Below are 17780 nucleotides of genomic sequence, written 5' to 3'. Positions count from 1 at the left end.
AGCATGCTCGACTGGAACCCCGCGCTCTATCGTCGCTACGAGGACGAGCGCACACGACCCGCACAGGAGCTCCTGGCGCGGGTGCCATTGGCCGAAGCCGACCGCGTGGTCGACCTCGGTTGCGGGCCGGGCAACTCCACCGAGCTGCTGGTCAACCGGTTCCCGAAGGCGCAGGCCCTCGGAACCGACAACTCCGAAGCCATGCTGGTCAGCGCGCGCGAGCGCCTGCCCGGCGCGCGCTTCGAGCTGAGCGACATCGCGACCTGGGCGCCGCAAGACAAAGCGCCCGATCTCATCTACGCCAACGCGTCCTTGCAATGGGTGCCCGATCACGAAACGCTGATCCCGCGCCTGTTCGACGCGCTGGCCCCGGGCGGCGTGCTCGCCGTCCAGATGCCCGACAACCGCCAGGAGCCCACGCACCGCCTGATGCGCGCGCTCGCTGCCGAAGCGCCCTGGGCCGAGCCCATCGGCGATGCCGACCGGCTGCGCACCCAGCTGCTGCCGCTGGACGGCTATTACGACCTCCTGGCGCCGCATGCCGCCAACGTCGATGTCTGGCACACGATCTACCAGCACCGCATGGCCGACGCGGCTTCCATCGTCGAATGGGTGCGCGGCACGGGGCTGAAGCCCTTCGTCGACCGCCTGCCGCCCGACCTGCAGGCGAGCTATCTCGCCGAATACGAACGCCGCGTGGACGAGGCCTATCCGGCGCGCACCGACGGCAAGCGGCTGCTCGCGTTCCCGCGCATGTTCATCGTGGCGCAGAAGAAGGCGTGAAAGCATGACCCACGCAGTCCACCCGGCGCAAGTGCTGCTCGGCGCGCAGGCCGGCGCGGTGACGCTGCCCGTCTGCGACCACTACAGCGGCGTCGAAGCGCGCATGAAGAAGAGCCTCGCGCTGCAGGCCGAGATGGCCGAGGAGTTTGGCGCCTGCGTGTTCGACGTCACCCTCGATTGCGAAGACGGCGCCCCCGTGGGCGGCGAGGCCGAGCATGCCGCGCTGGTCACCGAGCTGGCGCTGGCCGCCAGGCCCGGCATGCGCGTCGGCGTGCGCGTGCATCCGGTCGACCACCCCGCGTTCGCGGGCGACGTGATCACCATCGCCGGTCGTGCGGGCGATCGCCTGAGCCACCTCATGGTGCCCAAGGTCGAATCGGTGGCCGATGTGCTGCAGGCCGTGGCCGCGCTCGAAGCGGCCGATGCCGATGCGCTGCCGCTGCACGTGCTGATCGAATCGCCGCTCGCGGTGCACAACGCGTTTGAAATCGCCGCGCATCCGCGCGTGCAGTCGCTCAGCTTCGGTCTGATGGATTTCGTCTCGGCGCATGCCGGCGCCATTCCCGCCGACGGCATGGGCGCGGCCGGGCAGTTCACGCATCCGCTGGTGGTGCGCGCCAAGCTGGCGATCGCCTCGGCGGCGCACGCCTACGGCAAGGTGCCCTCGCACTGCGTGGTGACCGAATTCAACGACACCGACGCGATGCGCGTCGCGGCCCGCAAGGCCGCCACCGAATTCGGCTACTCGCGGATGTGGAGCATCCACCCGAACCAGATCCGCCCCATCCTGGAAGCGTTTGCGCCCGATGAGGCACAAATCCAGATTGCTACACAAATCATTGCAAAAGCCGCGGACGCGGATTGGGCGCCGACACAAATTGATGGCACATTGCACGACCGCGCGAGCTACCGCCACTTTTGGCAGGTTCTGACGCGCGCCCACGCAACAGGGCGCGCGTTGCCTCCCGAGGCGAAAGCCTGGTTTGCACTCGCGGCCTCCTGAAACGAAACCTTCGAACCCAGCCTCAAGGAAACCCACACATGAAGAAAATTGCCCTGATCGCCGCACTGGCACTGGCTCTGCCGTTCGGTGCCATGGCACAGACCGCGGCGCCCGCCAAGCCGGCCGCTGCGAAGCCCGCCGCCACCAAGAAAGCGCCGCCCAAGCGCCAGGTCACCCGCAAGGCCGCCAAGGCTGTCGAGGAAGTCACGCCGATCGCCGATGACACCAACGTCGTGCTGACCGACGCCGACCTGGAAGTCGCCAAGCGCGTCTCCACCGGCAAGGCCCAGTGCGAACTCGGCGCCGACGTGACCGTGACCGAAGACGAGAAGAAGCCCGGCTTCTTCAACGTGACCACCAAGGGCCTGAAGTACCGCATGCACCCGGTCGAGAGCCGCACCGGTGCCATCCGCCTGGAAGACCCGCGTGCCGGCGCCATGTGGCTCCAGTTGGGCAACAAGTCCATGCTGATGAACCAGAAGGCGGGCCTGCGCATCGCCGACGAATGCCAGACGGCCGCCCAGGTCGCCTTTGCCGAAGAAATGAAGAAGAACCCGCCGAAGAGCCTTTTCGAAGGCGCCGACCCGGCCAAGAAGTAAGAGCCCCCACCAGGGATGCGGCGCGGCTCTTGCTTGCCGCGCTGCATGCCCGCCAGTCCCGTTTCCGGAGAAAAGAAGATGTTGCAAGCCTACGTTGACCATGTTGCCGAACGCGCCGCGCTCGGTATCCCGCCGCTGCCCCTGAGCGCCAAGCAGACCTCTGAAGCGATCGAGCTCCTGAAGAGCGCGAACGAAAAAGACGGCGCCTTCCTGCTGGACCTGCTCACCTATCGCGTCCCCGCCGGCGTGGACGACGCGGCCAAGGTCAAGGCGAGCTACCTCGCAGCCGTGGCGCATGGCACCGAGAAGAGCGCGTTTCTCTCGCGCGCCCGTGCCACCGAACTGCTCGGCACCATGCTCGGCGGCTACAACATCAGCCCGATGATCGACCTGCTGGACGATGCCGAAGTCGGCGCCGTCGCGGCCGAGGGCCTGAAGAAAACCCTGTTGATGTTCGACCAGTTCCACGACGTCAAGGAAAAGGCCGACAAGGGCAACGCCAACGCCAAGGGCGTGCTGCAAAGCTGGGCCGATGCCGAGTGGTTCACCAGCCGCCCCGAAGTGCCCCAGAGCATCACCGTCAGCATCTTCAAGGTGGCTGGCGAAATCAACACCGACGACCTGTCGCCCGCACCCGATGCGACGACGCGTCCCGACATCCCGATGCACGCGCTCGCGATGCACAAGAACGCCCGCCCCGGCATCGTTCCCGAAGAAGACGGCAAGCGCGGCCCGGTGAAGTTCATCGAAGACCTGCGCGCGCGCGGCCACCTCGTGGCCTACGCCGGCGACGTGGTCGGCACGGGTTCGTCGCGCAAGAGCGCCACCAACTCGGTGCTGTGGTTCACGGGCGAAGACATTCCGTTCGTGCCCAACAAGCGCTTCGGCGGCGTCTGCCTCGGCGGCAAGATCGCGCCGATTTTCTACAACACGATGGAAGACTCGGGCGCACTGCCGATCGAGCTCGACGTGGCGCAGATGAACATGGGCGACGTGGTCGAACTGCGTCCCTACGAAGGCAAGGCGCTCAAGGACGGCAAGGTCATCGCCGAATTCCAGGTCAAGAGCGAAGTGCTGTTCGACGAAGTGCGCGCCGGTGGCCGCATTCCGCTGATCATCGGCCGCGGCCTCACGGCCAAGGCGCGCGAAGCGCTGGGCCTGCCGGTCTCCACGCTGTTCCGCCTGCCGACCAGCCCCGTCGACACCAAGAAGGGCTACTCGCTCGCGCAGAAGATGGTCGGCCGCGCCTGCGGCCTGCCCGAAGGCACGGGCGTGCGCCCGGGCACCTACTGCGAACCCAAGATGACCTCGGTCGGCTCGCAGGACACCACCGGCCCGATGACGCGCGACGAGCTGAAGGACCTGGCCTGCCTGGGCTTCTCGGCCGACCTGGTGATGCAGTCGTTCTGCCACACGGCGGCGTACCCGAAGAAGGTCGACGTCAAGATGCACCACGAGTTGCCCGACTTCATGGCCAACCGCGGCGGCGTCTCGCTGCGCCCGGGCGACGGCGTGATCCACAGCTGGCTCAACCGCCTGCTGACGCCCGACACCGTGGGCACGGGCGGCGACAGCCACACCCGCTTCCCGATCGGCATCAGCTTCCCCGCGGGCTCCGGCCTCGTGGCCTTCGCGGCCGCCACCGGCGTGATGCCGCTGGACATGCCCGAATCCGTGCTCGTGCGCTTCAAGGGCAAGATGCAGCCGGGCGTCACGCTGCGTGACCTGGTCAACGCGATTCCGCTGTACGCCATCAAGTCGGGTCTGCTGACCGTGGCCAAGCAAGGCAAGAAGAACATCTTCTCGGGCCGCATCCTGGAGATCGAGGGCCTGCCCGACCTGAAGGTGGAACAAGCCTTCGAGCTGAGCGACGCTTCGGCCGAACGCTCGGCCGCCGGCTGCACGGTGCACCTGAACAAGGAACCGATCCAGGAGTACATCAACAGCAACATCACGCTGATGAAGTGGATGATTGCCGAGGGTTATGCCGATGCCCGCACGCTCGCGCGCCGCATCGCCGCCCAGGAAGCCTGGCTTGCGGACCCGCAACTTCTCAAGGGCGATGCCGACGCGGACTACGCCGCCGTCATCGAGATCGACCTGGCCGAGATCCACGAACCCATCGTGGCCTGCCCAAACGATCCGGACGACGTGAAGACGCTGAGCGACGTGGCCGGCGCCGTGATCGACGAAGTGTTCATCGGCTCGTGCATGACCAACATCGGCCACTTCCGCGCCGCATCGAAGCTGCTCGAAGGCAAGCGCGACATCCCGGTCAAGCTGTGGATCGCACCGCCGACCAAGATGGACGCGCAGCAACTCACCGAGGAAGGCCACTACGGCGTGTTCGGCAATGCAGGCGCCCGCACCGAAATGCCGGGCTGCTCGCTGTGCATGGGCAACCAGGCGCAGGTGCGCGAGGGCGCGACGGTGATGTCGACCAGCACCCGCAACTTCCCCAACCGCCTGGGCAAGAACACCAACGTGTACCTGGGTTCGGCCGAACTCGCGGCGATCTGCTCGCGCCTGGGCCGCATCCCGACGCGCGAGGAATACATGGCCGCGACGGGCGTGCTCGATGCGTCGAGCAGCCAGATCTACCAATACCTGAACTTCGACAAGATCGACGACTACAAGGTGGCGGAGACGGCGGCCGCCTGATCCTCGTCCGGCAAGTCGATGGAAAAAGCCCCGTCTCGACGGGGCTTTTTCTTGGGCGCTGCGCGGTGCGCCTGTCCTGTCCTGTCCTGTCCTGACTATCCCGGCAGGTTCGGCTTCAGGTATTCCTGGCCCTTGAGCACCATCGCCGCGCCGGCCGGCCCGCCCACCGCGTGCGGCAGCGAGGTCAGCAGGGAACTGGCGAAATCGCCGCGGTACATCTTGGCGCCCTGGTGGGTCAGGTTGGAGTTGGCATCGATGTAGATCGATTCGCCCAGCCCCGACCACAGGCGGCAGAAACCGTAGTCTTCCGAGAGGTAGCGGCGCGTCTCGGGATCGACCATCACGTCGAAGAAGCGGTAGTGCAGGCCCAGGTCGGCTTCGCCGATGCTGTCGGGCACGTAGCTCAGGTCGGGGTAGCTGGCCATGAGGCGCTCGAACACCGCGCGCTTGATCACCATGAAGCCGGTCGGCGCCTCGGTCATCTTCATGAAGCCGTCGGGCTGCACTTCGAGTTCGACCTGCGAGGTGAGCTCGGAGGCCTTGGCGTTGACCGTGTACCGGGTGAACGTGGCCTCGAACTGCTGCTGCGTTGTGCCTGCGGTCACGCCCTCGTCGGGCCAGTTGTCGCGCTTGAGCGGGTAGACGCCGGCCGCGATGTCGTAGCCCGACAGCAGCAGCCGGAACGCGGCCTGCGCCGAGAAGCCGATGTCGGCGTCGATCCAGAAGAGGTGCGTCCAGTGCGGGTTGGCCAGGAACTGCGCCACGCAATTGTTCCGCGCGCGCGTCACCAGGCTCTCGCCCTGGTGGAACAGCACCTGCATGCGCATGCCGGCGCGCTCCGATTCGATGGCGAAGTTCAGCAGCGAGGTCACGTAGTTCTGGAAGAACTTGCCGTCGTGGCTGGGCGACACGACCACGGGGAAAAACTGCCGGAGTTCGGAGGGGTCGAGCATGGCGGGTTTTCCGTTTCGTCCGTTTCGTTCAGCGGGCAGGGCGCTGCATCAGGCCGAGCAGCAGGTGGTTGTAGACCTGGGTGGCTGCGGCGTTGCCGGGCAGGTAGCGGTCGATCAGCTTGCGCTGGCGATCGCGGTACGCAGCGGACTGTGCATCGTGGGTGTCGATGGCCTCGAGCACCCGGGCGCTGCCCGCCGCCACGTCGTTGCCCTGGTAGTAGTAGCCCAGGTCCGCGCACAGGTGCGCGTTGTGCACCAGCGGGTAGCCCTGCCAGCAGGTCTCCAGATAGAAGTAGTTGAGCGGGTTCTCCCATTGGTGGGAGACCACGATGTCGGTGTTCTGCGCGAGGAACACGGGCGTCTCGTGCCGGCCGAGGAACACCGCCTTGTGCTCGCGGACCAGGTCGAGCTGGTTCATCAGCGTGATGAACTCCATGTTCTCCCTGGCCATCCGCTCGGCATTGGTGACCTGCAGCAGCGCGATGGCGTCGGGCCGCGCGCGGTAGGACAGCTCGGCCACCAGGATCGGATAGAGGCAGAACTTCACCACGTTGATGTTCGGCTCCATCACGCTGAGGCGGCGCGGTCCGGCGTGGGGCTGGTACACGCCGGCGTCGGGCAGGGCGCGGGTGCGCTCGTCCAGGAACACCGGGCTCCAGACGAAAGGCACGGCGCGCGCCTTGGTGCGGCGTAGCACTTCGAAGTACGGCTGGCTGATGTTGGCGACCTGCGGAACCATCCAGATGTCGTCGTAGCGCTGGTTGACGTACAGGTTCTGGCCCCAGAGGGGTATGTTGAACAGCATCGACTCCATCGCGTGCACGTACTCGAAGCCGCAGCAGTACGACACGAGGCGCGCGCCGCGCTGCTTCAGGTAGTCGGTTTGGGCGCCGTCGATCTGGCCGCCGAGCTCGATCAGCACGTCGACGCTGTCCTTGGCCGCCTCGAAGGTCACCGTGGGCCAGCGCGACTGGTCCCAGGGCAGGGCGGAGGTGATGGGGGTGGCCGTGGTGTTGACCAGCACGACCGAGGCGACGTTCGGGCAGTGCTTGAGCGCTTCGGCCAGGAACACGGCGTTTTGCTTGATGCCGTTGTTCCAAAGGGTCTCGGCCTCGTGGTGCAGGCCGATGGTGATGCCGATGCGCAGGCCGGCGCCGGGGGTCATTGTGTTTCGCGGGGGACGTAGCCGGTCAGTTTCCAGCCGCCGGGCTCGAGGCGAAAGCTGACCTTTTCGAAGACGGTCTTGTCGTTGTTCAGGCGGGTGGCGAAGTCGACGTTGGCGTACTGGCCGGCGGGAACGCCGCTGCTGTCGTCCAGGTAGCGAATGCGGACCACGCTGGCCCAGTCGCGGCGGACCACGGTGCCGACCGTCTGGCGGGTGCGTTGCATGTTGCTCACGAATTCCGCCTTTGGAAGCCTTGTTTTCACGAAGGCGGAGGTGGCATCCCACAGCTCTGCGGAACGGTTTTCGTCGATCTGGCGCAAGCCGGTGAGGGCCGCCTGGACCAGTTCGTCTGCCGACGTGCCTTCTTGGGCCAGTGCACACGAAGCGCTCGCGGTAAATGCAAATGCGGCCAAGAGGCGGAGAAAAAGCTGCTTCATCGGAGCGTCCTTGAATGGCGAAGCCAGTGGTGGCAGGGCGCTCGCAATTCTAGGTGGCGCCCTGCGGACCCGTTGTCTGGTTGCAACGCTCGTTCATGAATTGCCCGGCGAGTCTGAGATTTTGTGAACTAAATCCTCAATTTTTGGGTTTTCGCTGCTGCAGTGCATCAAGAATGTAAACGAATGCGTACATTCCAGCATTCCTGTAAGCACACGCGCGTCTTTGCGCCTGATGCCCAGCGACGAGCCGTGGCAGCTGTCGTTTGGGTGCCGATCTGTGTCAGTCCCTCTGTGAACCGAGCTCGAATTCAATGAACAAGTCATATCGTAGTATTTGGAATGAAGCGCTCGGCGCGTGGGTGGCGGCTTCCGAACTCACCTCGGCAAGGGGCAAGCGGAGCAGCAAGTCGACGGTGGCAATTGCTGCGGCGCTTGTGGTCGCTGCAACAGGTTTGGCCTCAGTGGCGCAGGCCTCATATGTGGGTAGCAGCGCGATAGTCGGTTCGTCCACGAGCGGCAGCGGTATCGCCATCGGTTCAGGCACCGGTTCAAAGGAACGAGCCACTGCGAACGGCGCAAATGCGGTTGCTATCGGCACATTGGCAAGCGCTGGCGGCACTGGTGCGACGGCCGTGGGTAACAGTGCTATCGCCTCCAACACGGCCGACGTCGCCTTGGGCAACGGCGCCACGACCAACGGCGGCGGCGGCTACAACATCGCCATCGGCAACAACGCCAGCGCCACCGCCGCTGGCGGTAGCGCAACCGCCATTGGTTCCGGGGCGAAGGCTAACGGCAATGCCGGCGCATTTGCGCTCGGCAACGACGCCAACGCCAGTGGGACGTCTTCGGTTGCCATCGGTGGAGGCAACGGCTCAGGCAAGGGCGGGTCCGTCGCTTCAGGTGAGCAGGCGATCGCCATCGGCCGCAGCAGCAATGCGGCGGGCTTGAACAGCGTCGCCATCGGCGGCGCTCTGACCGAGGACACCGGAGCCAAGGCTCTGGGAGCCAACGCGGTGGCGGTTGGTGTGCTGGCAGTTGCGAACGGCGGCGCATCCGTCGCGATCGGCGAAAACGCCAACACCACCGCGGCCAATGCAGTCGCTCTCGGCGCCAACACGGTAGCGGCCACCGAGGCGGTCGCCTTGGGCAACTCGGCCAAGGCCACCAGCACGTCCGGCGTTGCAATCGGCGACAGCGCAAGTTCTTCGGCCACCGGAGCCATCGCCCTTGGCGGTAACGCCGTGGCTGGCGCAAATGCCGCTGCAACAGACGCCATCGCTATTGGCGGCGAATCGTCGGTCGTGGCTGCGGCCACGTCGGGCATTGCCATCGGTCGCGGTGCGGTTTCGAGCAATGCACGCAGCGTAGCGTTGGGTGACGGTGCTTCGACGGCCGCAGCAAACGGCGTTGCCAGCGCAACGGTCGGCGGGGTGACATACGGCGGTTTCGCCGGTTCTGCGCCAGTTGGCGTGGTCAGTGTCGGTTCGGCGGGTAACGAACGCCAGGTCACCAACGTGGCGGCAGGTCGCGTCACATCCACATCCACGGATGCGATCAACGGAAGCCAACTGTTTTCCGGATTGAGTACGACTGGCAGCAGCATCAGCAGCCTGTCGACTTCGACTTCGAGCGGCCTGAGCACCGCGACAAGTCGCATCAACAGCTTGTCGACCTCGACCTCGTCGGGCCTGAGTACAGCAACCAGCGGTATTTCGAGCCTGTCTACTGGTTTGAGCTCTACGAACAGCAGCGTGAGCAGCCTGTCGACCTCGACTTCGTCCGGCCTGAGCACGGCGACCAGCAGTATCAGCAGCCTGTCGACCTCCACTTCGTCAGGTTTGAGCACCGCCACCAGCGGCATCTCCAGCCTGTCCACCGGCTTGAGCTCGACCAACAGCAGCGTCGGCAGCCTCTCGACTGGCTTGAGCTCGACCAACAGCAGCGTCGGCAGCCTCTCGACTGGCTTGAGCTCGACCAACAGCAGCGTCGGCAGCCTCTCGACTGGCTTGAGCAGCAGCGCCAGCGGCGTTTCGAGTCTGTCCACAGGGCTGAGTTCGACGAACAGCACCGTGAGCAGCTTGTCGACCTCCACGTCGTCCGGCCTCAGCACCGCGACCAGCGGCATCTCCAGCCTGTCAACGGGCCTGAGTTCCACGAACAGCGGCGTAAGCAGCTTGTCCACGTCGACCTCTTCCGGCCTGAGTACGGCGACCAGTGGCATCTCCAGTCTGTCGACCGGTCTGAGCTCGGCCAACAGCAGCGTCAGCAGCCTGTCTTCCTCGACGTCGTCGGGCTTGAGCACAGCGACCAGCGGCATCTCCAGCTTGTCTACAGGCCTGAGCTCGACCAACAGCGCCGTGAGCAGCCTCTCTGCTTCCACGTCGACCGGCTTGAGCACGGCCACGAGTGGCATCTCCAGCCTGTCCACCGGCCTGAGTTCGACGAACAGCAGCGTGAGCAGCTTGTCCGCCTCGACGTCGAGCGGGTTGAGCACGGCGACCAGTGGTATCAGCAGCTTGTCGACTTCGACCTCGTCCGGCCTGAGCACGGTGACGAGTGGCGTCTCCAGCCTGTCCACCGGCCTGAGTTCGACGAACAGCAGCGTGAGCAGCCTGTCGACTTCCACTTCGAGCGGCCTGAGCACCGCCACCAGCGGTATCTCTAGCCTGTCCACGGGCTTGAGCTCGACCAACAGCAGCGTGAGCAGCTTGTCGACCTCGACGTCGTCCGGCCTTAGCACCGCCACCAGCGGTATCTCCAGCCTCTCGACCGGTTTGAGCTCCACGAACAGCAGCGTGAGCAGCCTGTCGACTTCCACTTCGAGCGGCCTGAGCACCGCGACCAGCCGTATCAGCAGCCTGTCGACCTCGACGTCGACCGGTCTGAGCACCGCGACCAGTGGTATCTCCAGCCTGTCGACTGGCCTGAGCTCGACCAACAGCAGCGTCAGCAGCCTTTCTGCGTCGACTTCCAGCGGTCTGAGCACGGTCACCAGCGGCATCTCGAGCCTTTCGACCTCGACTTCGACCGGCTTGAGCACGACGAACAGCAGCGTGAGCAGCCTGTCGACCTCGACGTCGTCGGGCCTGAGCACCGCCACCAGCGGCATCTCGAGCCTCTCCACCGGCCTGATTTCCGCGAACAGCGGCATCTCCAGCCTGTCCAGCGGCCTGAGCACGGCCACGAGCGGCATCGGCAGCCTGTCGACCGGCCTGGCCAACTCGGTTCAGTACGACGACGCGAGCCACACCAAGGTCACCCTGGGCGGCGTGGGCGCCGCGGCGCCGGTGGTCCTCACCAACGTTGCAGCGGGTGCCAATCCCACCGACGCGGTGAATTTCGGGCAGTTGAGCTCGCTGTCGACCTCGGTGTCCAGCGGCATTTCCAGCCTGTCCACGGGCTTGAGCACGACGAACAGCGGTGTGAGCAGCCTGTCGACCTCGACGTCGTCGGGCCTGAGCACCGCGGCCAGCGGCGTCTCGAGCCTGTCCACGAGCCTGAGCTCCACGAACAGCAGCGTGAGCAGCCTTTCGACCTCCACGTCGTCCGGCCTGAGCACTGCGACCAGCGGTATCTCCAGCCTCTCGACGGGCCTGAGTTCGACCAACAGCAGCGTGAGCAGCCTGTCGACCTCGACTTCGAGTGGTTTGAGCACGGCCACGAGCAGGATCTCGAGCCTTTCGAGCTCGACCTCGACGGGCCTGAGCACTGCGACCAGCAGCATCTCCAGCCTGTCCACAGGCCTGAGCTCCACCAACAGCAGCGTGAGCAGCTTGTCGACGTCCACGTCGTCCGGCCTGAGCACGGCGACCAGTGGTATCAGCAGCCTGTCGACTGGCTTGAGCTCGACGAACAGCAACGTGAGCAGCCTGTCGACTTCCACGTCTTCGGGCCTGAGCACTGCGACCAGCAGCATCTCGAGCCTCTCGACCTCGACCTCCTCGGGCCTGAGCACCGCCACCAGCGCGATCTCCAGCCTGTCCACTGGCCTGAGCTCCACTAACAGCAGCGTGAGCAGCTTGTCGACATCCACGTCGTCGGGCCTGAGCACGGCGACCAGTGGCATCTCCAGCCTGTCCACTGGCCTGAGCTCCACTAACAGCAGCGTGAGCAGCTTGTCGACGTCCACGTCGTCGGGCCTGAGCACGGCGACCAGTGGCATCTCCAGCCTGTCCACTGGCCTGAGCTCCACTAACAGCAGCGTGAGCAGCTTGTCGACGTCCACGTCGTCGGGCCTGAGCACGGCGACCAGTGGCATCTCCAGCCTGTCCACTGGCTTGAGCTCGACCAACAGCAGTGTCGGCAGCCTCTCGACTTCGACATCGTCCGGCTTGAGCACGGCTACCAGCGGCATCTCCAGCCTGTCTACAGGCCTGAGCTCGACGAACAGCAGCGTGAGCAGCCTGTCGACGTCCACGTCGTCGGGTCTGAGCACTGCGACCAGCAGCATTTCGAGCCTCTCGACCTCGACCTCGTCGGGCTTGAGCACAGCGACCAGCGGCATCTCCAGCTTGTCCACCGGCTTGAGCTCGGCCAACAGCAGCGTGAGCAGCCTGTCATCTTCCACGTCGTCGGGCTTGAGCACTGCGACCAGCAGCATCTCGAGCCTCTCGACCTCGACCTCGTCGGGCTTGAGCACAGCGACCAGCGGCATCTCCAGCCTGTCTACAGGCCTGAGCTCAACGAACAGCAGCGTGAGCAGCCTGTCGACGTCCACGTCGTCGGGCCTGAGCACTGCGACCAGCAGCATTTCGAGCCTTTCGACCTCGACCTCGTCGGGCTTGAGCACAGCGACCAGCGGCATCTCCAGCTTGTCCACCGGCTTGAGCTCGACCAACAGCAGCGTGAGCAGCCTGTCGTCTTCCACGTCGTCGGGCTTGAGCACGGCGACCAGCGGTATTTCCAGCCTGTCCACCGGCTTGAGCTCGACGAATAGCAGCGTGAGCAGCCTGTCGTCTTCGACCTCGTCCGGCTTGAGCACGGCAACCAGTGGTATTTCCAGCCTGTCCACCGGCCTGAGCTCCACGAACAGCAGCGTGAGCAGCCTGTCGACTTCGACCTCGTCGGGTCTGAGCACGGCTACCAGCAGTATCTCCAGCCTCTCCACGGGCCTGAGCTCGACCAACAGCAGCGTCAGCAGCCTCTCGACCTCGACCTCGTCCGGCCTGAGCACCGCCACCAGCGGCATCTCGAGCCTGTCCACCGGCCTGAGTTCGACCAATAGCGGCGTGAGTAGTCTGTCGTCTTCCACGTCGTCGGGTCTGAGCACTGCGACCAGCAGCATCACAAGCCTCTCGACCTCGACCTCGTCGGGCCTGAGCACGGCGACCAGCGGCATCTCGAGCTTGTCCACGGGCCTGAGTTCCACGAACAGCAGTGTCGGCAGCTTGTCGACTTCGACGTCGTCGGGCCTGAGCACGGCGACCAGCGGCATCTCCAGTTTGTCGACTGGCCTGAGTTCCACGAACAGCAGCGTGAGCAGCTTGTCGACCTCCACGTCGTCGGGGCTGAGCACTGCCACCAGCGGCATCGCGAGCCTCTCGACGGGCCTGAGCTCGACGAACAGCAGTGTCAGCAGCCTGTCGTCTTCGACATCGTCCGGCTTGAGCACCGCCACCAGCGGCATCTCGAGCCTGTCCACGGGTCTGAGCTCGACCAACAGCGGTGTGAGCAGCTTGTCGACGTCCACGTCGTCCGGGTTGAGCACGGCGAACAGCAGAATTGATAGCCTGTCTACGTCGACGTCCAGCGGCCTGAGCACGACCACGAGCGGCATCTCCAGCCTCTCGACCGGCCTGAGCTCCACGAACAGCAACGTGAGCAGTCTGTCGACTTCGACATCGTCGGGCCTGAGCACGGCGACGAGCGGCATCTCCAGCCTGTCTACAGGCCTGAGCTCGACGAACAGCAGCGTGAGCAGCCTGTCGACCTCAACGTCGTCGGGCCTGAGCACGGCGACCAGTGGCATCTCCAGTCTGTCTACGGGCCTGAGCTCCACTAACAGCAGCGTGAGCAGCCTGTCGACTTCGACATCGTCGGGCCTGAGCACTGCGACCAGTGGCATCTCCAGCCTCTCGACTGGCTTGAGCTCAACGAATAGCAGCGTCAGTAGCCTGTCGACGTCGACCTCGTCCGGTCTGAGCACTGCGACCAGTGGCATATCGAGCTTGTCTACGGGCCTGAGCTCGACCAACAGCAGCGTGAGCAGCCTGTCGTCTTCGACGTCGTCGGGCCTGAGCACTGCGACCAGTGGCATCTCCAGCCTCTCGACCGGCCTGAGCTCGACCAACAGCAGCGTCAACAGCCTGTCGGCTTCCACCTCGTCCGGCCTGAGCACCGCCACCAGCGGCATCTCCAGCCTTTCGACTGGCCTGAGCTCCACAAACAGCAGCGTGAGCAGCCTGTCGTCTTCGACGTCGTCGGGCCTGAGCACGGCGACCAGTGGCATCTCCAGCCTCTCGACCGGCCTGAGCTCGACCAACAGCAGTGTGAGCAGCTTGTCGACCTCGACATCCAGTGGTCTGAGCACGGCGACGAGCGGTATCTCCAGCCTGTCTACGGGCCTGAGCTCCACAAACAGCAGCGTCAGCAGCCTGTCGACCTCCACCTCGTCCGGCCTGAGCACCGCCACCAGCGGCATCTCCAGCCTGTCTACGGGCTTGAGCTCGACCAACAGCAGCGTCAACAGCTTGTCCACCTCGACCTCTTCGGGCTTGAGCACGGCGACCAGCAGCATCGGCAGCCTGTCCACCGGTCTAAGCTCGACGAACAGCAGCGTCAGCAGCCTGTCTACTTCGACTTCGTCGGGCCTGAGCACGGCGACCAGCGGCATCTCGAGCTTGTCTACGGGGCTGAGCTCGACCAACAGCAGTGTCAGCAGCCTCTCGACAGGCTTGAGCAGCAGCGCCAGCGGTATCTCGAGTCTTTCGACCGGCCTGAGCTCAACCAACAGCAGCGTGAGCAGCCTGTCGTCTTCGACATCGTCCGGCTTGAGCACCGCCACCAGCGGCATCTCCAGCCTGTCCACGGGTCTGAGCTCGACCAACAGCAGTGTGACTAGCTTGTCGACCTCGACATCCAGCGGTCTGAGCACGGCGACGAGCGGCATTTCGAGTCTCTCGACCGGCTTGAGCTCGACCAACAGCAGCGTCAGCAGTCTGTCCACTTCGACCTCGTCGGGCCTGAGCACGGCGACCAGCGGTATCTCGAGCTTGTCCACTGGCCTGAGCTCGACGAACAGCAGTGTCAGCAGCCTGTCGTCTTCGACATCGTCCGGCTTGAGCACCGCCACCAGCGGCATCTCCAGCTTGTCCACTGGCCTGAGCTCGACCAACAGCAGTGTGAGCAGCCTGTCGTCTTCGACATCGTCCGGCTTGAGCACGGCAACCAGCGGCATTTCCAGCCTGTCCACCGGCCTGAGCTCGACCAACAGCAGTGTGAGCAGCTTGTCGACCTCGACATCCAGCGGTCTGAGCACGGCGACCAGTGGCATCTCGAGCCTCTCGACTGGTCTGAGCTCGACCAACAGCAGCGTCAGCAGTCTGTCCACTTCGACGTCGTCGGGCCTGAGCACAGCGACCAGCGGTATCTCGAGCTTGTCCACCGGCCTGAGCTCGACCAACAGCAGTGTGAGCAGCTTGTCGACCTCCACGTCCAGCGGTCTGAGCACGGCGACGAGCGGCATCTCCAGCCTGTCTACGGGCCTGAGCTCCACTAACAGCAGCGTCAGCAGCTTGTCGACCTCGACGTCGTCGGGCCTGAGCACGGCGACCAGTGGCATCTCCAGCCTCTCGACCGGCCTGAGCTCCACCAACAGCAGCGTCAGCAGCCTGTCGACGTCGACCTCGTCCGGTCTGAGCACCGCGACCAGCGGTATCTCCAGCCTGTCCACCGGCCTGAGCTCCACGAACAGCAGCGTGAGCAGCCTGTCGACCTCCACGTCTTCTGGCCTGAGCACCGCAACCAGCAGCATCGACAGCCTGTCTACGTCGACGTCCAGCGGCCTGAGCACGGCGACCAGCGGCATCTCCAGCCTGTCCTCCGGTCTGAGCTCCACAAACAGCAGCCTCAGCAGCCTGTCGACCTCCACGTCGTCGGGTCTGAGTACTGCCACCAGCGGCATCTCGAGCCTGTCGACTGGCTTGAGCTCGACCAACAGCAGCGTGAGCAGCCTGTCGACCTCCACATCGTCTGGCCTGAGCACCGCAACCAGCAGCATCGATAGCCTGTCCACGTCGACGTCCAGCGGTCTGAGTACAGCGACCAGCGGCATCTCCAGCTTGTCCACCGGCTTGAGCACGACGGACAGCACGGTGAACAGCCTGTCGACTTCGACGTCGTCGGGTCTGAGTACAGCGACCAGCGGCATCTCCAGCTTGTCCACCGGCTTGAGCTCGACCAACAGCAGCGTGAGCAGCTTGTCGACCTCGACGTCGTCGGGTCTGAGCACGGCGACCAGCGGCATCTCCAGCCTGTCCACTGGCCTGAGCTCCACGAACAGCAGCGTGAGCAGCCTGTCGACCTCCACGTCGTCTGGCCTGAGCACGGCAACGAGCGGCATCTCCAGCCTCTCGACTGGTCTGAGTTCGACGAACAGCAGCGTGAGCAGCCTGTCGACTTCCACGTCGTCCGGTCTGAGCACCGCCACCAGCGGTATCTCGAGCCTCTCGACTGGCCTGAGCTCGACCAACAGCAGCGTGAGCAGCCTGTCGACCTCCACATCGTCTGGCCTGAGCACGGCAACGAGCGGCATCTCCAGCCTCTCGACTGGCCTGAGTTCGACGAACAGCAGCGTGAGCAGCCTGTCGACCTCCACTTCGTCCGGCCTGAGCACTGCCACCAGCGGTATCTCCAGCCTGTCTACGGGCTTGAGCTCGACCAACAGCAGCGTGAGCAGCTTGTCGACCTCGACGTCGTCGGGTTTGAGCACGGCGACCAGCGGCATCTCCAGCCTCTCGACCGGCCTGAGCTCCACCAACAGCAGCGTCAGCAGCCTGTCGACTTCGACGTCCTCTGGTCTGAGTACCGCGACCAGCGGTATCTCCAGCCTCTCGACAGGTCTGAGTTCGACCAACAGCAGCGTCAATAGCTTGTCGACTTCCACCTCGTCCGGTCTGAGCACGGCGACCAGCAGCATCGATAGCCTGTCCACGTCGACGTCCAGCGGGCTGAGCACTGCGACGAGCGGTATCTCCAGCCTGTCCACTGGCCTGAGCTCGACCAACAGCAGCGTGAGCAGCCTGTCGACCTCCACTTCGTCTGGCCTGAGCACTGCAACCAGCAGCATCGATAGCCTGTCTACGTCGACGTCCAGCGGTTTGAGCACTGCGACGAGCGGCATCTCCAGCCTGTCGACTGGCCTGAGTTCGACGAACAGCAGCGTGAGCAGCCTCTCGACCTCCACGTCGTCGGGCCTGAGTACTGCCACCAGCGGTATCTCGAGCCTCTCGACCGGTCTGAGCTCGACCAACAGCAGCGTGAGCAGTCTGTCGACCTCCACGTCGACTGGCCTGAGCACCGCGACCAGCGGTATCTCCAGCCTGTCCACGGGCCTGAGTTCGACGAACAGCAGCGTAAGCAGCTTGTCGACCTCTACCTCGTCTGGCCTGAGCACCGCAACGAGCAGCATCGGTAGCTTGTCCACCGGGCTGAGCACGGCAACCAGCGGCATCTCGAGTCTGTCCACCGGTCTGAGCTCGACCAACAGCAACGTCAGCAGCCTGTCGACTTCGACTTCGTCTGGCCTGAGCACCGCCACCAGCGGCATCTCCAGCCTGTCGACCGGCTTGAGTTCGACCAACAGCCGCGTGAGCAGCCTGTCGACGTCAACGTCGTCCGGCCTGAGCACCGCGACCAGCAGCATCGGCAGCTTGTCCACGGGCCTGAGCACTGCAACCAGCGGCATCGGCAGCCTCTCCACGGGCCTGAGCACTGCAACCAGCGGCATCTCCAGCCTGTCGACCGGTTTGAGTTCGACCAACAGCCGCGTGAGCAGCCTGTCGACGTCTACGTCGTCTGGCCTGAGCACTGCGACCAGCAGCATCGGCAGCTTGTCCACGGGCCTGAGCACTGCGACCAGCGGCATCGGCAGCCTGTCCACCGGCCTGAGCACCGCAACCAGCGGCATCTCCAGCCTGTCGACCGGTTTGAGTTCGACCAACAGCCGTGTGAGCAGCC

Annotated in this window: 7 protein-coding genes and 2 pseudogenes; 6 read left to right on the top strand and 3 right to left on the bottom strand. The window is 64.9% G+C overall.

Translation table 11 applies throughout. The annotated features are described in order from the left end of the window. Window positions 1-3 precede the first annotated feature (3 nt). The 4 genes from tam to ACZYRS_RS25210 all read left to right on the top strand — a co-directional run bounded on the left by tam (window position 4) and on the right by ACZYRS_RS25210 (window position 5046). Window positions 4-783 (top strand): trans-aconitate 2-methyltransferase, encoded by a 780-nt coding sequence (gene tam, locus ACZYRS_RS25225; protein WP_198785646.1) that lies wholly within the window; start codon window positions 4-6, stop codon window positions 781-783. A gap of 4 nt (window positions 784-787) precedes the next feature. Continuing rightward, on the top strand, window positions 788-1786 hold the full coding sequence (locus ACZYRS_RS25220) for an HpcH/HpaI aldolase/citrate lyase family protein (RefSeq protein ID WP_463421433.1): 999 nt from the start codon (window positions 788-790) through the stop codon (window positions 1784-1786). Between the two features lie 38 nt (window positions 1787-1824). Beyond that, window positions 1825-2385: a hypothetical protein gene (locus ACZYRS_RS25215; RefSeq protein ID WP_198785644.1), complete on the top strand. Its 561-nt coding sequence runs from the start codon at window positions 1825-1827 to the stop codon at window positions 2383-2385. A gap of 78 nt (window positions 2386-2463) precedes the next feature. After that, entirely contained in the window at window positions 2464-5046 is a 2583-nt protein-coding gene (locus ACZYRS_RS25210) for a bifunctional aconitate hydratase 2/2-methylisocitrate dehydratase (protein WP_463421432.1), read from the top strand. 95 nt (window positions 5047-5141) lie between these two features. On the opposite strand, the gene ACZYRS_RS25205 is transcribed toward ACZYRS_RS25210, so the two are convergent. The 3 genes from ACZYRS_RS25205 to ACZYRS_RS25195 are packed head-to-tail and all read right to left on the bottom strand — an operon-like array spanning window position 5142 to window position 7601. After that, entirely contained in the window at window positions 5142-5999 is an 858-nt protein-coding gene (locus tag ACZYRS_RS25205) for a hypothetical protein (RefSeq protein ID WP_463421431.1), read from the bottom strand. A 28-nt stretch (window positions 6000-6027) separates the two neighbouring features. Continuing rightward, window positions 6028-7164 carry a DUF2827 domain-containing protein gene (locus tag ACZYRS_RS25200; RefSeq protein WP_463421430.1) on the bottom strand — a complete coding sequence of 379 codons (1137 nt, stop codon included), beginning with the start codon at window positions 7162-7164 and terminating at the stop codon, window positions 6028-6030. After that, the gene (locus ACZYRS_RS25195; RefSeq protein ID WP_198785640.1) at window positions 7161-7601 is read right to left on the bottom strand and encodes a DUF4019 domain-containing protein; all 441 of its coding nucleotides are present in this window, start codon (window positions 7599-7601) and stop codon (window positions 7161-7163) included. Before ACZYRS_RS25195 ends, ACZYRS_RS25200 begins: the two co-directional genes overlap by 4 nt. A gap of 311 nt (window positions 7602-7912) precedes the next feature. On the opposite strand from ACZYRS_RS25195, the pseudogene ACZYRS_RS25190 reads away from it, so the two are divergent. Together ACZYRS_RS25190 and ACZYRS_RS25185 are read left to right on the top strand one after the other, a co-directional pair. Continuing rightward, a pseudogene (locus tag ACZYRS_RS25190) lies at window positions 7913-7999 on the top strand (ESPR domain-containing protein); the annotation flags it as partial. A gap of 63 nt (window positions 8000-8062) precedes the next feature. Further along, a pseudogene (locus tag ACZYRS_RS25185) lies at window positions 8063-15919 on the top strand (ESPR-type extended signal peptide-containing protein); the annotation flags it as partial. Window positions 15920-17780 lie beyond the last annotated feature (1861 nt).

The sequence above is a fragment of the Variovorax sp. AC194 genome (genome assembly GCF_979257995.1).
Note: the sequence above shows the minus strand (reverse complement) of the source record. Positions and strands in the feature narration are given on the sequence as shown.